This is a genomic window from Bradyrhizobium sp. HKCCYLRH3097, assembly GCF_051167875.1.
Classification (GTDB): domain Bacteria; phylum Pseudomonadota; class Alphaproteobacteria; order Rhizobiales; family Xanthobacteraceae; genus Bradyrhizobium.
Window position 1 is genome coordinate 33,263 of record NZ_JBNPTX010000012.1, and the last position, 16,040, is coordinate 49,302.

The following is a 16,040-nucleotide window of genomic DNA, read 5'->3' on the forward strand; positions in this document are numbered from 1 at the left end:
GCGCTGCTCCGCCACGGAACACAACATGACGCATGACGATCTGGTCGAAGCCTACTCTGCCGGGGGACGGCACTACCACGATCTTCGCCACGTCCAGGATTGCCTGGACCAGATCGATCGCGTCGCGGACCTCAGCGTCCGCGAGCGCGAGATCCTGACGCTGGCGATCTGGTGGCACGACGCCGTGTATGATCCCACGCGGTCCGACAATGAGGAGCAGAGCGCCATCCTTGCCGAGCGTCACGTCGCGCCCGAGCTGCGCGACGAGGTCGGACGCCTGATCCGGCTGACCCGGACGCACGATGTCGCGCCCGACGATCGGCTGGGCGCGCTGCTCGTCTCGATCGATCTCGCCATTCTCGGCGCCGACGAGGCCAGCTACGACGCCTATGCGGATGCGATCCGGCGCGAATATGCTGATGTGCCGGACGACGCCTACCGCGCCGGGCGCGCGGCGGTGCTGGAGCGGTTCGCGCGGCGCCCCGTGATCTATCCGGATGCGGGCTTTGCCGCTGCGCTCGACCAGAAGGCGCGGGCCAACCTCGCGCGCGAGCTGCGCGGCCTTCGATCATAAGCAGGATCAGCTCAGGCGTTTCGCGCGGCCGCGTCGCCGCGGCAATGCAGCCCGTGCAGCATTGCATGTGCTGATAGCGCTTGTCTTTTGCCGTGGCCCGACATGCAATGAGATGACATGCGCGTCGCCATGACGCGCTCCCCATTTTCTGGAACTCCGTCATGCCGATCATCAACCGCGCCGCCGAGCTGGCGGAAGACGCCAAGGTCTGGCGCCGCGATTTCCACCAGCATCCCGAGCTCCAATATGAGGTGCATCGGACGGCCGGGCGCGTCGCCGAGCTCTTGACCTCGTTCGGTGTCGACGAGGTCGTCACCGGCATCGGCCGGACCGGCGTCGTCGGCGTCATCCGCGGCCGCGAGTCGTCGCCGCGGGTGATCGGCCTGCGCGCCGACATGGACGCGCTGCCGCTGCAGGAGGTCAGCGACATCCCGCACAAGTCCACCATTCCCGGCAAGATGCACGCCTGCGGCCATGACGGCCACACCGCCATGCTGCTGGGCGCGGCGCGCTATCTCGCCGAGACGCGCAACTTCGCCGGCACGGCCATCGTCATCTTCCAGCCGGCCGAGGAGGGCGGGGCCGGTGGCCGTGCGATGGTCGAGGATGGCCTGATGGAACGCTTCGGCATCGAGGAGGTCTACGGCCTGCACAATGCGCCGGGCCTGCCGCTCGGAACGGTCGCGACGCGCACCGGCGCGGTGATGGCCGCGGCCGACACTTTCGAGGTGCGCCTGAAGGGCCTCGGCGGCCATGCCGCGCGGCCGAACAAATGCGTCGATCCGATCATCGCCGGCGCGCAGATCGTGACCGCGCTGCAGACGATCGTGGCGCGCAACGTCGATCCGGTCGAAAGCGCGGTGCTGTCGATCACGCGCTTTCACGCGGGGACGACCGCCGACAACATCATTCCGCAGACCGCCGTCATCGGCGGCACCGTGCGCACGCTCGATGAGGACATCCGCCGCTTGATGGACGAACGCTTCAAGGGCCTGGTGACGGCGCTCGCGAGCGGCATGGGCGTGGAGGCGGAGATCGACTACGAATGGGGCTATCCGGTCGTCATCAACCATGCAGAGCAGACCGCGTTCGCGGCCGACGTGGCGCGCAGCGTCGTCGGGCCGGATCAGGTCATCATCGACATGCCGCCCCGGCTCGGCGGCGAGGACTTCGCCTACATGCTGCAGGCGCGGCCCGGCGCGTTCGTCTTCATGGGCATCGGCGATGGGGCCGGCGTGCATCACCCGGAATATGATTTCAACGACGACGTGATCCCGCACGGCATCAGCTATTGGGCCAAGCTGGTCGAGACCGCGATGCCGGCCGGCTGAGCGGGCTCTGACCGGGCCTCAGATCGCGGCCGCGGCGTCCTCGGTGCGGCGGTCGCTCTTGAAATAGTCGATCATGACCTTGGCGATCGCCATCAGCGGCAGCGCCAGGGTCAGGCCCCAGACGCCGAACACGATGCCGAGCAGGATCTGGAACGCAAACAGCGTGGCCGGCGGGATGTCCAGCGCCTGGCGCTGGATCAGCGGCGTCAGCACGTAGCTCTCCATCGCGTGCACGCCGAGGAACAGCACGAAGGCGCTGACCGCAGCGACCCAGCCGGAGGCGAGGCTCGCCAGCACCACGATGACGCCGGCGATGATGGCGCCGACGGTCGGAATGAAGGCCAACAGGCCGGCCTGGATGCCCAGGATGAACGAGCTCTGCACGCCGATGATGGCGAGGCCGATCCAGGTGACGAGGAACACGGCGAACATCGTCGTGATCTGGGCGATCAGCCAGCGCTCCAGCGTGTAGCTGATGCGGTCCACGATCACGGTGGCCTGGTCGCGGTACTTCGCCGGCGCCAGGAAAAGCAATCCGCTGCGGTAGACCGCCGGCTGGGCCGCGAAGGCCAATCCCAGGAACAACACTATGAAGAAGTTGCCGACGGCGCTGACGGTGCCGAGCAGCAGCTTGAAGGTCTGGCTGACGATGGCGCCGCCGGAGGAGGCCAGCGCGCTCGGCGAGGGCAGGCCGCCCGGCAGGCCATGGGACGGCGTCTGGGTCGGTGTGGTCGAGCCGCCATCAGGCGCGGCAGTGGCCGTGCTCGCGGCGTTGAAGTCGAAGAAGCTGGTGTCGATGCCGTTGCGGTCGAGGAAGCCCTTGATGTTGCCGAGCTGCGACTTGATCGTATCGCTCAGCACCTTGGCCTGGTCCGCGATGGTGGTGCCGCCGAGGAAGACGATGCCGACGAGCACGGCCGCGAGCGCCAGGCAGACGATGACGAGCCGCGCCGGATGCGGCCAGGGCAGGACGCGGCCGAGCAGGCTGGTCATCGCGTTGAGCGCGACGCCGAGCAGCATGCCCGCGAACAACAGGAAGATCGCAGCCGCGTAATACCAGGTGAAGGCCATGCCGGCCATGAACAGGGTTACCCCGATGCCGCCCACGGCAATGGCCCAGGCCAGGTCGCTGCGGGCCTGGAGGCGTGGGTCGGCGGGGGCGGTCATGAGGCATCCTCTGTGCTGATCGGCCCCCACACATTGGCGAAAACGGCTGGCGGATCAAGCGCAGGCTTGGGGAAGCGGGGCGCTGCAGGACGCTTGCGGGGGTGTCCGGAATTGGCATTGGGGACCCGCGTGGCCATATGTTGATCCTGCCGTGCGACGCAGGCATGATTTGTGCCTGCCACACTGGCGGACGCGGCCGCCAACGGCCACATAAGAGGGGAGAGAAACAAAAACAATGAAACGTCCGGTGGTCGGCGTGATCGGCAACAGCCATCGCGTCGAGAACAGGTTCACCGTGCAGATGGTGGGCGAGCGCAACCTGAGCGCCGTGGCCGAGGTCGCGGGCGCGCTACCGCTGATGTTTGCCGGTGTTCCCGAGATCACCGACATCGCCGCGCTGCTCGATGTCGTCGACGGCGTGGTGCTGACCGGCGCCCGCGCCAACGTGCACCCGACCCGCTTCAACACCGAGCCGAGCCTCAAGCACGAGCCCTACGACGTCCACCGCGACGAGGTCGCGCTGCAGTTGTCGGAAGCCTGCGTCTCCAGAGGCATCCCGCTGTTCGGCATCTGCCGCGGCTTGCAGGAGATGAACGTCGCCTTCGGCGGCTCGCTGCATCCGGAGATCCGCGAGATTCCCGGCCGCATGAACCACCGCATGCCCAGGTTGGAGAACGGCGAGATCCATCCCGATCCCAACGTCGTGTTCGCCGATCGCCACGAGGTGCGGCTCACGCCGGGCGGTGCCTTCGCCAGCATCCTCGGTTGCGACAGCATCAAGGTCAATTCGCTGCATGGTCAGGGCATCCTGGAGCCGGGCGACCGCGTCGTGATCGAGGGCATCGCCGAGGACGGCACCATCGAGGCCATCCGCATCGCGGACGCGCCATCCTTTGCGCTCGGCGTGCAATGGCATGCCGAATATGACCCGCAGAAGAACCCGATCAATCGCAAGCTGTTCGAGGCGTTCGGTAAGGCGGTGAGGAAGCGGCATCTGTCATCCTGACGTCGGGGCTGAACCGGGTTTCCAAAACGGCAGACGAAGCTGCAGAGACGGCTCATCGTGAGCTCGTCACAAGGAAACCGTGATGCGCCACGTCCTGACTGTCGCCATTGTGCTCCGCGCCGCTCCGGCCTTGGCCCAAGGCACGCCGCCGATGGAAGGCCCGATCACCTGCTCGTCGCCGGTCGCGGCCACCGATTCGGCAAACAGCCTCAAGCAGCGCTATGGCGACGAGGCCGTGGTTCAGGATCTGCCGGGCGCCGAGGGCGAGACCTACAAGGGCCTCGTGCTGTTTCCGCGGGCGATGGACCGGCGCATCGAGGTCGGCTTCATCGACGATAAGGTCGCGACGGTGTCCGGGCTCACCTTGCGCGATACGGCCAAGACGAGCCGCTGGAGCGTGGCCGGCATCACCATCGGGGCCAGCCTCGTCGAGGTCCAGAAGGCCAATGGCAAGTCGTTCGTCGTGAGCGGCTTCGGCTGGGACTATGGCGGCTTCGTCACCGACTTCAAGAACGGCGCGCTGGGACGCATCCTGCCGGGCGGCTGCTCGATCACCGTGCGCTTCGGCAAGGACAAGGACCCACCGCGAGCGCTCTCGGGCGATGGCGTGAAGGTGTCGTCCGACAATCCGGCGCTGGTGAAATTCGCGCCCGTCGTCACCGAGATCGGCATCAATTTCGCCGCGAAGTGATGGCTTCATAGTCGCAGGACTGACCGGGATGAGCATGCGCCGAACGAGCTTGTTGTTGATGCTTCTGGCTGCGCCGGCATGGGCACAGACCGCGCCGCCTGCCGATGGGCCGATCACCTGCACCTCGCCGGTGTCGGTCACGGACTCCGCCAAGAGCCTGATGCAGCGCTACGGCCAGGAGGCGGTGACAGACGACCAGTTGTTCACCGGGGTGGAGGACATCACCTATCAAGGCGTCGTGCTGTCGCCAAAAGTGCCGGACTGGCGTATCGAGATCGGCTTTGCTGACGAGACGATGCGGCGGGTGTCACGTCTCACCTTGATCGACTCCAAGACGAGTCATTGGAACGTTGCCGGCGTGACGCTCGGCTCCACTTTGGCCGAGGTGCAGAAGATCAATGGCAGGCCGTTTCTGATCCGCGAGTTCTTCACCGATGGTGGCGGCTTCGTTGTCGACTGGAAAGGCGGCACGCTGAGCCGTCCTTTGCCGGGTGGATGCTCCGTCAGCGTTCGCTTCGGCAGTGACGACCACGAGGGAAATCCGATCGGTGATCGCATCGCATCCGACAAGGCGGAGTTGCGCAAATGGGGACCGGTGGTCGAGCAGATCGTGGTGAGGTTTCCCGAGAAATAGCGGCTGAGTGCGCCCTCGGGCCTCATGGTTCGAGACGGCGCGCACTTCTGTCGGATGATCTCATTGACTCATGGGCGCGCGCCTCCTCACCATGAGGAGAAACCACGGCCTCGCGCGACCTCCATCTCCTCATCCTTAAGGAGCTTGGCGATAGCCGAGCGTCTCGAAGGACGAGTCCCGTTGGATCATCGCAGATGAGCAGCCACCAACAAAGGGCGCCCGGTGAAGGGCGCTGGGGGCAGGGGTGGTGCGGCAAGATCTCCATCAGGAAAGCTTGCCGCGTTTCTCGATAGCCACGACAACGCAGCGCTCGTCAATGGGCGCCGGTCGCAGGCGCGTCCGGCGGATTCTCCGAGAGCGGCCGTCTCCTACGGCCAAGCCCAATCCGTGCAGTTCGTCCCGCGCGTGGCGAGAGCGCAGCTCCGCTCAGGGCTTTGCGAGATGCCAGGCGTTGTTCAGGAAGCCGTCGCCTGTGATGTCGCCGGGCTTCTGATCCTTGGCGAAGGTGTAGAGCGGCTTGCCCTTGTAAGCCCACTGCCTGGAGCCGTCGTCCCGGGTGATGATGGTGTAGTTGGCGTCGGCCTTGTCGCTGGCTTCGGCTTTCAGGACCGGCCAGTTGGTCGCGCAGGGACCGTTGCAGGCTGATTTGCCGTCGACGTCCTTGTCGAACGTGTAGAGCGTCATGCCCTTGTTGTCGGTGAGGATGTCACCCTTCGTGCTGCTGCCGCTCTTGGTTGGAGGCGCCGCGCTGGCGGACGAGATCGCCGCGAGTGAGATTGCGGCGGTCAGGAAGAGGCGCGAGATCGAAAGCCTGGTCATTCGAAATCTCCCAATGCATGTGGATCACAGGGATAGAAACTCATTCCGGCCCGATCTATTCCTTGCGCCTGTCCCTATTCGTCATTGGGAGGAATGTCGTACCGCCGTTCTGGCGCTCATGCCGGCCTTGGCATTCGCAGCACGGCACTGCGACACCAATGAAAAGGGCGCCCCGTGAGGGGCGCCCTGGTGTCGTCATCCGCCGATCAATCGGGCTGTCAGCCCGAGTAGTACATGTCGAACTCGACCGGGTGCGGGGTCATTTCGAAGCGCTCGACCTCGGTCATCTTCAGCGCGATGTAGCTGTCGATGAAGTCGTCGTCGAACACGCCGCCGGCCTTCAGGAAGGCGCGGTCCTTGTCGAGGTTCTCGAGCGCCTCGCGCAAGCTGCCGCAGACGGTCGGGATCTGCTTCAGCTCTTCCTTCGGCAGGTCGTAGAGGTCCTTGTCCATCGCCGGGCCCGGATCGAGCTTGTTCTTCACGCCGTCGAGGCCGGCCATCAGCATCGCGGCAAAGCCGAGATAGGGATTGGCGAGCGGATCGGGGAAGCGGACCTCGACGCGCTTGGCCTTCGGCGACGAGGTGTAGGGGATGCGGCAGGACGCCGAGCGGTTGCGCGCGGAGTAGGCGAGCAGCACCGGCGCCTCATAGCCCGGGACCAGACGCTTGTAGGAGTTGGTCGACGGGTTGGTGAAGGCGTTGATGGCCTTGGCGTGCTTGATGATGCCGGCGATGTAGGACAGGCAGGTCTCCGACAGGTCGGAATACTTGTTGCCCGCGAACACCGGCTTGCCGTCCTTCCAGATCGACTGGTGGACGTGCATGCCCGAACCGTTGTCGCCATAGACCGGCTTCGGCATGAAGGTGGCGGTCTTGCCGTAGATGTGGGCGACCTGATGGATGCAGTATTTGTAGATCTGCATCTGGTCGGCCATCAAGGTCAGCGTGTCGAACTTCATGCCGAGCTCGTGCTGGGCCGAGGCGACCTCGTGATGGTGCTTCTCGACCTTGACGCCCATGCGGGCCATGGCGCCGAGCATCTCCGAGCGCATGTCCTGCACCGAGTCCTGCGGCGGCACCGGGAAGTAGCCCGCCTTGGTGCGGATGCGGTGGCCGAGATTGCCGCCCTCATATTCGGTGTCGGAGTTGGTCGGCAGCTCCGAGGAGTCCAGGCGGAAGCCGGTGTTGTAGGGCGACGAGCTGTAGCGCACGTCGTCGAATACGAAGAACTCGGCCTCGGGGCCGACGAACACGGTGTCGCCCACGCCCATCGACTTCACCATCGCCTCGGCCTTCTTGGCGATGCCGCGGGGGTCGCGGTTGTACGGCTCGCCGGTGGTCGGCTCGAGCACGTCGCAGGTGATGATCATGGTGGTTTCGGCGAAGAACGGATCGATCGTCGCGGTCACCGGGTCGGGCATCAGGCACATGTCGGATTCATTGATCGCCTTCCAGCCGGCGATCGAGGAGCCGTCGAACATCGTGCCTTCGGCAAAAATGTCTTCGTCGATCATGCTGACGTCGAAGGTGACGTGCTGCCACTTGCCCCGCGGGTCGGTGAAGCGGAGGTCGACGTATTTGACGTCATTGTCCTTGATTGCTTTCAAGACGTCCTTGGCGGTCTTCATGAATACCCCTCTTGGCTTATAACGTCACGGCCCGGCGCGGGACGGCGTCCGCGGGTCATGCTCCATAGCCTCGTGCGGGAGCCAAGACAACATCGGAAACGGCAAAACGGCCGCGTGCAAGCGCCTCGCAGAGGACACTCGAGCTGCCGTGGGGGCTGCTGGCGCAGCAAACGTTCCGTGGGGGGCCCGGAGCGGACGGTCCGTTGAGGCCCCCCGGTCAGGCTAGATCGCGTCCAGCCCGGATTCTCCGGTTCGGATGCGGATGGCTTCCTCGATGTTGGACACGAAGATCTTGCCGTCGCCGATGCGGCCGGTCTGGGCGGCGCGGCGGATCGCCTCGATCGCGCGCTCGACCAGGTCGTCGCCGATCACGATCTCGATCTTCACCTTGGGCAGGAAATCAACGATGTATTCGGCGCCCCGGTAAAGCTCGGCATGGCCTTTTTGCCGGCCGAAACCCTTCGCTTCGGTAACGGTGATGCCCTGAAGTCCCACCTCCTGAAGCGCCTCCTTCACCTCGTCGAGCTTGAACGGCTTGATGATGGCTTCGATCTTCTTCACTGAGCGCCTCCCGGGCATTCCGCTATAAACAACATGTGGGTCATCGTCAGGCTGCGCCCACGCGCAAGTCGTTCGATCATTTCGTTACCGGGCCCAACACTCTCCGGCGGAGGCCCGGTGATTGATTGCCCGACTTGCCCCGTGCCGAAGTGGCTCCACAAAAGCAGGGTCTATGCCAAGTCGTTAACGGGCCCAAATGGAGCCGATATTCAGGCATTTCACCAGCACCCGACGATTCCCTCAAGGAACGTCTAGAATACCGGAGCCTTGAGATTAGGCAAACAGATCAAACATTGTGCAAGTCTTGACGGCGGAGCCGCGCGCTGTCCGAAATGCCCAGGGAAAAGGCGACGTGCCGGGTTTCGTCGCGTCTTGCCAGATGTGCAGCGCCCTTGGAAGTTGCGGGCTGGCGCGGCAATAGGGAGCGCGGGATTCGCCCGCACCGGCTCCGAGGGACGGGGCGCCGACGTCCGCTGCGAGGCGACGGGGACGACATCACGCAGCCGGCGCAGGACGGCGGCTGGGGACGAGAGCGGTAATGGACATCTTGACCACGAGCGAAATGGAGCGCGCCGACCGGCTGACCATCGCGGCCGGCACGCCGGGCTTTTCGCTGATGCTGAGCGCCGGACAGGCGGTGGCCGAGGCGGCCATGGACCTGGTCGAGACCGGGCCGATCGTGGTCGTGTGTGGGCCGGGCAACAATGGCGGCGACGGCTTCGTTGCCGCGGCCGAGCTCGCCGCGCAGGGCAGGGACGTGTCGGTCATCCTGATGTGCGAGCGCGACGCGCTGCACGGCGACGCGGCCTCCGCCGCCAAGGGCTGGAAGTTTCCGGTGCTGCCGTTCACGCCGCAGGCGATCGGCAAGCCGGCGCTGATCATCGACGCGCTGTTCGGCGCAGGTCTCAGCCGGCCCGTCACCGGCGAGCCCCATGACGTCATCGCAGCGATCAACGGCAATGGCGCGCCGGTGCTCGCCGTCGACCTGCCGAGCGGCATCAACGGCACCACGGCCGCGGTGATGGGCATCGCGGTCCGCGCCACCGAGACGGTGACCTTCTTCCGCAAGAAGCCGGCGCACCTGCTGCTGCCGGGCCGCCAGCATTGCGGGCGCGTCCGGCTCGCCGACATCGGCATCGATCCCCAGGTGCTCGCCGAGATCAGGCCGCAGGCCTTCGAGAACGATCCCGAGCTGTGGCAGGGCCATTTTCCGGTGCCACGCATCGACGGCCACAAATACGCCCGCGGGCACGTGCTGGCGATGTCCGGCGACGTCACCGCCACGGGCGCGGCGCGGATGGCCGCGCGGGCCGCATTGCGGGCGGGCGCCGGCCTGGTCACGCTGGCCTCGCCGCGCGATGCGCTGGCGGTCAATGCTGCGGCGCTGACGGCGGTGATGGTGCGCGCCGCTGACACCGCGATCGAGTTCGGCGAGCTGCTCGGCGACAAGCGCTACAACACCTGCATCATCGGACCCGGCACCGGCGTCAGCGAGCGCACGCGCGACCTCGTCTACACCGCGCTGACGGCGCAGCGTCATCTCGTGCTCGATGCCGACGCATTGACGAGCTTCGCCGATGCGCCGGAGCGGTTGTTCGAGCAGATCAGGGCGATGACCGAGGCGCAGATCGTGCTGACGCCGCACGAGGGCGAATTCCCGCGGCTGTTCTCGGATCTCAGCAACAAGCATCCCGGCCGCTCCAAGCTGGAGCGCGTCCGCGCGGCGGCCGCGCGCTGCGGCGCCGTGGTGCTGTTGAAGGGCGCCGACACGACGGTGGCCGCGCCCGACGGCCGCGCCGCGATCGCCGCCAACGCGCCGCCCTGGCTCGCCACCGCCGGCGCCGGCGACGTGCTCGCCGGCATCATCGCCGGCTTGCTGGCGCAGGGTGTGCCGGCGTTCGAGGCCGCCTGCATCGGCGTCTGGATGCATGGCGAGGCGGGCAACGAGGCGGGACCGGGGCTGATCGCGGAGGATCTGACGGAGACCTTGCCTGCGGTGTTCCGGCGGCTCTATGACCGGTTCGGCGTCGAGTATTGATTAGGGGCGAGTCGTCGCCTCAACCACGCTGTCATGCCCGCGAAGGCGGGCATCCAGTACGCCGCGGCCTATCGATTTAGCCACCGATGTCTCGGCGTACCGGATCGCCCGGTCGCGGGTACGGGTGATGACAGTTGAGGGTGAGGCGGCGACGGCGCGTCCTGCTCTTGGCTGTGCTCACGTCACCTGATATTTCGCCACCGCGCTCTCGTTCCAGGCGAGGCCGAGGCCGGGACCTTTGGCTGTCACCTTGCCATCCACCACCCGCAGCGGCTCGGCGAGAATGGCGCCGGCGAAGTCCAGCACCTCGAGCCAGTGCGCCGTCGGCGTCACTGCCAGCACATGGGCGCTCGCCTCGGGCAGGATGTGGCTCGACATCGGGATCGAGGCGGCGTCGGCTTGCCCCGCGACGTTGAGCCAGCCGGTGATGCCGCCGACCTTCATCAGGTCGGGCATGATGAAGTCGGAGGCGCCGGCGGCGATCGCCTCGGCAAAGCCGCGCGGAAACCACCAGTTTTCGCCGGCCTGGATCGGGATCTCCGAGCGCTCGCGCACCCGGGCATGGCCGGAGAGGTTTTCCTGCGGCACCGGCTCCTCGATCCAGGTCAGGTCGTAGGCGGCAAGGTTGGTAATTCGACGTGTCGCCTCAGCGGGATCGAGCGACTGGTTGAAGTCGAGCATCAGCGCCATGTCCGGGCCGAGCAGGGCGCGCAGGCCCTTGATCATCGCTTCGTCGGTCGCGAGATCGCCATGACCGCCCTTGGTCTTGATGGCGCGGAAGCCGTGCTCGTCGCGCGCGGCGCGCAAGGTGCGCTCGTCGTCCTTGGCATCGAGCACGCCATAGCTGTCATAGGCCGGAATCGGCCGCGCCGTGCCGCCGAGCAGCTCGACGACGGGCTTGCCCGCGAGCTGACCGAGCGCATCCCAGAACGCCATGTCGAGGCCCGAGACGGCCATGCCGACGAGGCCCTGCCAGCCGAGCAGGCGGAATTTGGCGTCCATGAGTTTCATCAGGTCGAACGGGACCAGGGCTTGGCCCTTGAGCTCTCGGCCGATCTCCTCGACCAGATGCAGCAGCGGTTTCAAGGCGAGCCTGGTGTAAGCGAACAGGTAGGAATGGCCGGTAACCCCCTGATCGGTTGCGACGTCGATCAGCACCAGCGGTCCGGAGTCGATGATCCCGAACGCGTTGCGCAGGGGGCGCTTCATGGGCGTGATCACGGCGCGCGCCGTGACCCCGGTGATGGCGGCAGTGGTCATGGGGACTGTTCCCTCAGGTTCGTTTCCTCACCTGATCTCATACCACCGCAGCAGCCGCGGCGCCGCCCAGTTGGTCGCCATGCTCTCGACCAGGAACCGGCCGGATTGCTCGGCAAGGAATGCAATGCGCTGGGTCTGGCCGGCCTCCAGCGCCAGCGTGTCGAGCCAATAGGGCTTCCAGCCGTCGTCGAGCCGGTCGAGCAGCCGAAACGGCTGGCCATGAAGGTGGACCACATGGGTGCCGGCGGTCTTGTTCGCCAATGCCAGCACGACCACTTGGCCGGCCTTGGCCTGGAAGGTGGGGGCGCCGGCGGCGTTGAACGCGGCGGGCGGTTGCCAGCCGGCGCCGTCGAGCGCGAGCTCGGCCCGAGCGGCGGTCCTCAGGTCCAGCTTGTCCGGCAACCCGTTCGACGGCAAAGGCGGCGCCGGCGGCAGTGGGGCGGCACGGAGCGGCGGCTCGCTCGATGCCACCAGCCGGGCGAGGGGACGCGGATTGCTGCCGTCGTGCAGCAGCACGGCCAGCACCGTCTTGGCGGCGGGCATGTCGATGAAGACGTCGGTGCGGCCGCCGGGCGGCAGCACCACCGCGCCATTTCGAGCCAGGAAAGGCTCGGCCGGCTGGCCGTCGATGGCCATCACGCGGACGGCGTCGAGGTCGGCGATTTTGATCGCAATCACAGCGCGTTGACAGCCGTTGATGAACCGCAGCCTGACCCGCTCATGGGTCCGCAGCGCGATCTCGGGCTGGACGTGCCCATTGACGGTGTAGATGAGCTCGGTGTCTTGCGCTTCGGTTCTTGGCGCAACCGCGGTGCCGTCCGCCTTGAGCCTGAAATCCTCGACCAGGAAAATTTCGTCGCGGTCGACAGTTACCGTCGCGGCCTCATCGACGATGACAGGCAGCGGGCGGATCGGCACGGCGTCGGCGAGCAGCCGCAGGTCGAGCAGGCCGGTCCCGGCGCGCGACGCCAGGGCTGGAATGGTGGCCCGGCCGCCGGGGCCGATCTCCGCCTGCGCCAGCAGCGGTGCGGGCAAAGCGAGGCCGCGGCTGGACAATGCGGCCGGGATCGAAAGGCCATTCGAAAGGTCAAGATCGAGCGCCGTGCCGCGGGCGAGCCGGACCACCGGGGCCGGTGCAGCCAGCCGCCAGAGCGGGCTGGCCGAGCGTCCCTGGGCCAGCACCAGAGATTCGCCGCGAGCGTTCAACGAAACCGAGATTCGGCCACCGGCCCGAGCCGAGCGGGTAAACGAGGCCGCGCCGGCTGCCGCAAGGCCGCCGAGCAGGGCGCGGCGGCTGAGCCCCTCCGACGGTTCCGTCATGCGACAAAACATCGTGCGATGAGGGGGATGCGGATCATGCTGTTTTCCCTTATCTGTGCGTGCGACACGGTCGATCGGCCTGCCGGTGGTGCTTTCGACAGCCCATTTTTTTGCTGCGGACGGTTTCGTGCGTGGTATAAGCCGCGCCGCCCGCGGCACCGCGGCCGGGCTATCGATGCAGTTCACGCGGGCGTGGCGGAACTGGTAGACGCGCTGGATTTAGGTTCCAGTGACGAAAGTTGTGGGGGTTCGAGTCCCTCCGCCCGCACCAAGCGCTTCTCCGGCGTTTGCCCCAAGTTTTACCGGCAGACCCGCTCTCTCGCACAGAGAAGCGGGGCCGCCGATCCCACCGGCGCAAAGCCTTTTGCTGCGCGTCGTCCACAATTGAGTCAGATGTGTCCGGATCGCAAGGGTTCGGACCGAAGCGGAAGAAGATTGACGCCATGCAGGTCACAGAAACCTTGTCGGAAGGCTTGAAGCACGAGTTCCAGATCAGCGTTCCGGCGGCGGATCTCGACGCCAAGGCGGACGCCAAGCTGGTCGATCTCAAGGACAAGGTCCGCATCAACGGCTTCCGCCCCGGCAAGGTGCCGGTCGCGCATCTGAAGAAGATCTATGGCAAGTCGGTCATGGCGGAGACCATCGACCAGACCATCCGCGACACCAACACGCAGATCTTCACCGAGCGCGGCTTCCGCCTCGCCACCGAGCCGAAGGTGACGATGCCGACGGAGGAGGCCGAGGTCGAGAAGATCCTCTCCGGCCAGTCGGACCTGACCTACACCGTGGCCGTCGAGGTCGTGCCGGCGATTGCGCTCGCCGACTTCAAGACCTTCTCGGTCGAGAAGCCGGTGGCCGACATCACCGATGCCGATGTCGACGAGGCGATCAAGCGCCTGGCGGATGCCAACCGCAGCTACGCGGCGAAGGCCGAGAGCGCGAAGGCGGCGAGCGGTGACCGCGTGAAGATCAACTTCAAGGGCACGATCGACGGCGTCGCCTTCGAGGGCGGCACGGGTGAGGGCATCGACGTCGTGATCGGCTCGAACACCTTCATTCCCGGCTTCGAGGACCAGCTGATCGGTATCGGCGTCGGCGAGACCCGCACGCTGAAGGTCACGTTCCCGACCAATTATCTCAACAACGAGCTGGCCGGGAAGGCGGCGGAGTTCGAAACCACCGCCACCGCCATCGAGGCGCCCGAAGACAAGGTGGTGGACGATGAGTTCGCCAAGACGCTCGGCCTCGAATCGCTCGACAAGCTGAAGCAGTTGATGCGCGATCGTCTCGCCGGCGAGTTCAGCCAGGCGACCCGCCAGCGCGTCAAGCGCGCGCTGCTCGACCGTCTCGACGAGACCCACAAGTTCGATGCGCCGCCGTCGCTGATCGACGAGGAGTTCAACCTGATGTGGAACTCGGTCAAGGCCGAGATGGATTCCAGCGGCAAGACCTTCGCCGACGAGAACACCACCGAGGACAAGGCGAAGGAGGAGTACCGCACCATCGCCGACCGCCGCGTGCGCCTCGGCCTCGTGCTGTCGGAGATCGGCGAGAAGAACAAGATCACCGTGACCGACGACGAGGTCAGCCGCGCCGTGATCGAGCGTGCGCGCTCGATGCCGGGCCGCGAGAAGGAGGTCTGGGACTTCTATCGCAGCAACCCGCAGGCGCTCGCGCAGCTGCGCGCGCCAATCTACGAGGACAAGGTCGTCGACTTCATCCTCGAACTCGCCAACGTGACCGAGAAGAAGGTCTCCAAGGACGAGCTGTTCAAGGACGACGACAGCGACAAGGCGGCCTGAACAGGCTGTCCATCGTAGGGTTCGCGACATAAGCGCGAGATTAAGGTTGACCGGCGAAAGCGCCGGTCGTCCAGGTTCCGGCGCTGGCCGCCGCCGCGGGAATCAGCTTGAACAGGGCAACGACCTCGCTTGCGGCGGCCCAGGGCACCCGGTCTTGTCACCGGCAAATTGGTCCATATCTGTGGGCTCGGTCTTGAAGTTCTGCATCACGGGACACCTGTCCGTCGCTGCTCGTTGAAATGAGCCTCACCTGCGGCGGCCGGTCGTCTCAACTGCTGGTCCAACCCTTGGGTGATTCATGCGCGATCCCGTCGAAACCTATATGAACCTTGTGCCTATGGTGGTCGAACAGACCAACCGCGGCGAGCGCGCCTACGACATCTTCTCGCGCCTCCTGAAGGAGCGCATCATCTTCGTGACCGGTCCGGTCGAGGACGGCATGGCGACCCTGATCGTCGCTCAGCTCCTGTTCCTCGAGGCCGAGAACCCGAAGAAGGAAATCGCGATGTACATCAACTCGCCCGGTGGCGTGGTGACGTCGGGCCTCGCGATCTACGACACGATGCAGTTCATCCGTCCGGCGGTGTCGACGCTGTGCACCGGCCAGGCGGCCTCGATGGGCTCGCTGCTGCTCTGTGCCGGCCACAAGGACATGCGCTTCTCGCTGCCGAACTCGCGCATCATGGTGCATCAGCCGTCCGGCGGGTTCCAGGGCCAGGCGACCGATATCATGCTGCACGCCCAGGAGATCCTGAACCTGAAGAAGCGGCTGAACGAGATCTACGTCAAGCACACCGGCCAGCCCTACAAGGCGATTGAGGACGCCCTGGAGCGCGACAAGTTCCTCACGGCGGAAGCCGCCCAGGAGTTCGGCCTGATCGACAAGGTCATCGACAAGCGGCCGGAAGATCCGGCGGCGATGGGCAAGTGAGCCAACAGTAAGCGACGCGGGGCCCGATGGACGGGCCTGGGGGATGTAACGGCGGCTCCTTTACCGGCTTCGGTCGGCAAAGGTGCTGAGGTAGGGTCCCAAAAGAGCCGCAACCTTGCCGTGCGGCCGGCAAATAGGCGTGGCAAACACGCAACGCTCCGCTGATTTCGCGTGTTATTGCCGTGTCAAGCCCCAAAATCACGGTAATGTCACGGTCTAGGGTCTGTGCTCCGATTAGCGAATTCTTGATAGTCGGATGACAGCATGATTGGCTAGAG

14 protein-coding genes and 1 tRNA gene are annotated in these 16,040 nt (G+C 65.9%); 9 read left to right on the top strand and 6 right to left on the bottom strand.

Annotated features, from left to right (window positions below; translation table 11 throughout):
• Positions 1 to 25: 25 nt before the first annotated feature.
• Entirely contained in the window at positions 26 to 574 is a 549-nt protein-coding gene (locus ACQR0U_RS25285; protein WP_434843786.1) for an HD domain-containing protein, read from the top strand.
• 161 nt (positions 575 to 735) lie between these two features.
• Entirely contained in the window at positions 736 to 1,905 is a 1,170-nt protein-coding gene (locus ACQR0U_RS25290; protein ID WP_316175239.1) for a M20 aminoacylase family protein, read from the top strand.
• Positions 1,906 to 1,923: 18 nt separating this feature from the next.
• Here the strand turns inward: ACQR0U_RS25290 and ACQR0U_RS25295 are convergent, their stop codons facing one another.
• Positions 1,924 to 3,072 (bottom strand): AI-2E family transporter, encoded by a 1,149-nt coding sequence (locus ACQR0U_RS25295; RefSeq protein WP_315711522.1) that lies wholly within the window; start codon positions 3,070 to 3,072, stop codon positions 1,924 to 1,926.
• A 235-nt stretch (positions 3,073 to 3,307) separates the two neighbouring features.
• Here ACQR0U_RS25295 and ACQR0U_RS25300 point away from each other — a divergent pair, with 235 nt between their 5' ends.
• From ACQR0U_RS25300 to ACQR0U_RS25310, 3 genes are all read left to right on the top strand, one after another.
• On the top strand, positions 3,308 to 4,078 hold the full coding sequence (locus ACQR0U_RS25300) for a gamma-glutamyl-gamma-aminobutyrate hydrolase family protein (RefSeq protein WP_315711523.1): 771 nt from the start codon (positions 3,308 to 3,310) through the stop codon (positions 4,076 to 4,078).
• An 82-nt stretch (positions 4,079 to 4,160) separates the two neighbouring features.
• A complete protein-coding gene (locus tag ACQR0U_RS25305; protein ID WP_315711525.1) occupies positions 4,161 to 4,769 on the top strand; it encodes a hypothetical protein in 609 nt (202 codons plus the stop codon).
• Positions 4,770 to 4,827: 58 nt separating this feature from the next.
• Entirely contained in the window at positions 4,828 to 5,403 is a 576-nt protein-coding gene (locus tag ACQR0U_RS25310; RefSeq protein ID WP_410051865.1) for a hypothetical protein, read from the top strand.
• A gap of 426 nt (positions 5,404 to 5,829) precedes the next feature.
• On the opposite strand, the gene ACQR0U_RS25315 is transcribed toward ACQR0U_RS25310, so the two are convergent.
• The 3 genes from ACQR0U_RS25315 to ACQR0U_RS25325 all read right to left on the bottom strand — a co-directional run bounded on the left by ACQR0U_RS25315 (position 5,830) and on the right by ACQR0U_RS25325 (position 8,411).
• Entirely contained in the window at positions 5,830 to 6,222 is a 393-nt protein-coding gene (locus tag ACQR0U_RS25315) for a COG4315 family predicted lipoprotein (RefSeq protein WP_315711527.1), read from the bottom strand.
• Between the two features lie 218 nt (positions 6,223 to 6,440).
• Entirely contained in the window at positions 6,441 to 7,850 is a 1,410-nt protein-coding gene (glnA, locus tag ACQR0U_RS25320; RefSeq protein ID WP_006611030.1) for a type I glutamate--ammonia ligase, read from the bottom strand.
• Positions 7,851 to 8,072: 222 nt separating this feature from the next.
• The gene (locus ACQR0U_RS25325) at positions 8,073 to 8,411 is read right to left on the bottom strand and encodes a P-II family nitrogen regulator (RefSeq protein WP_009027873.1); all 339 of its coding nucleotides are present in this window, start codon (positions 8,409 to 8,411) and stop codon (positions 8,073 to 8,075) included.
• Between the two features lie 538 nt (positions 8,412 to 8,949).
• On the opposite strand from ACQR0U_RS25325, the gene ACQR0U_RS25330 reads away from it, so the two are divergent.
• Entirely contained in the window at positions 8,950 to 10,449 is a 1,500-nt protein-coding gene (locus ACQR0U_RS25330) for an NAD(P)H-hydrate dehydratase (RefSeq protein WP_315711528.1), read from the top strand.
• Between the two features lie 177 nt (positions 10,450 to 10,626).
• Here the strand turns inward: ACQR0U_RS25330 and ACQR0U_RS25335 are convergent, their stop codons facing one another.
• Positions 10,627 to 11,709, bottom strand: coding sequence for an enolase C-terminal domain-like protein (locus ACQR0U_RS25335; protein WP_316165218.1), 1,083 nt, complete (start codon positions 11,707 to 11,709; stop codon positions 10,627 to 10,629).
• 27 nt (positions 11,710 to 11,736) lie between these two features.
• Positions 11,737 to 13,041: a multicopper oxidase family protein gene (locus ACQR0U_RS25340; RefSeq protein WP_434843818.1), complete on the bottom strand. Its 1,305-nt coding sequence runs from the start codon at positions 13,039 to 13,041 to the stop codon at positions 11,737 to 11,739.
• A gap of 174 nt (positions 13,042 to 13,215) precedes the next feature.
• On the opposite strand from ACQR0U_RS25340, the gene ACQR0U_RS25345 reads away from it, so the two are divergent.
• The 3 genes from ACQR0U_RS25345 (at position 13,216) to ACQR0U_RS25355 (ending at position 15,762) form a co-directional block, all read left to right on the top strand.
• Positions 13,216 to 13,300, top strand: a tRNA-Leu gene (locus tag ACQR0U_RS25345).
• A gap of 172 nt (positions 13,301 to 13,472) precedes the next feature.
• Positions 13,473 to 14,831 carry a trigger factor gene (tig, locus tag ACQR0U_RS25350; protein WP_316165219.1) on the top strand — a complete coding sequence of 453 codons (1,359 nt, stop codon included), beginning with the start codon at positions 13,473 to 13,475 and terminating at the stop codon, positions 14,829 to 14,831.
• 298 nt (positions 14,832 to 15,129) lie between these two features.
• Entirely contained in the window at positions 15,130 to 15,762 is a 633-nt protein-coding gene (locus ACQR0U_RS25355; RefSeq protein ID WP_315711531.1) for an ATP-dependent Clp protease proteolytic subunit, read from the top strand.
• Positions 15,763 to 16,040 lie beyond the last annotated feature (278 nt).

Coding starts and splice junctions, on each gene's coding strand:
- ACQR0U_RS25285 (WP_434843786.1), top strand. CDS start 26: ATGACGCATGACGATCTGGTCGAAGCCTACTCTGCCGGGGGACGGCAC.
- ACQR0U_RS25290 (WP_316175239.1), top strand. CDS start 736: ATGCCGATCATCAACCGCGCCGCCGAGCTGGCGGAAGACGCCAAGGTC.
- ACQR0U_RS25295 (WP_315711522.1), bottom strand. CDS start 3,072: ATGACCGCCCCCGCCGACCCACGCCTCCAGGCCCGCAGCGACCTGGCC.
- ACQR0U_RS25300 (WP_315711523.1), top strand. CDS start 3,308: ATGAAACGTCCGGTGGTCGGCGTGATCGGCAACAGCCATCGCGTCGAG.
- ACQR0U_RS25305 (WP_315711525.1), top strand. CDS start 4,161: ATGCGCCACGTCCTGACTGTCGCCATTGTGCTCCGCGCCGCTCCGGCC.
- ACQR0U_RS25310 (WP_410051865.1), top strand. CDS start 4,828: ATGCTTCTGGCTGCGCCGGCATGGGCACAGACCGCGCCGCCTGCCGAT.
- ACQR0U_RS25315 (WP_315711527.1), bottom strand. CDS start 6,222: ATGACCAGGCTTTCGATCTCGCGCCTCTTCCTGACCGCCGCAATCTCA.
- glnA (WP_006611030.1), bottom strand. CDS start 7,850: ATGAAGACCGCCAAGGACGTCTTGAAAGCAATCAAGGACAATGACGTC.
- ACQR0U_RS25330 (WP_315711528.1), top strand. CDS start 8,950: ATGGACATCTTGACCACGAGCGAAATGGAGCGCGCCGACCGGCTGACC.
- ACQR0U_RS25335 (WP_316165218.1), bottom strand. CDS start 11,709: ATGACCACTGCCGCCATCACCGGGGTCACGGCGCGCGCCGTGATCACG.
- ACQR0U_RS25340 (WP_434843818.1), bottom strand. CDS start 13,041: ATGTTTTGTCGCATGACGGAACCGTCGGAGGGGCTCAGCCGCCGCGCC.
- tig (WP_316165219.1), top strand. CDS start 13,473: ATGCAGGTCACAGAAACCTTGTCGGAAGGCTTGAAGCACGAGTTCCAG.
- ACQR0U_RS25355 (WP_315711531.1), top strand. CDS start 15,130: ATGCGCGATCCCGTCGAAACCTATATGAACCTTGTGCCTATGGTGGTC.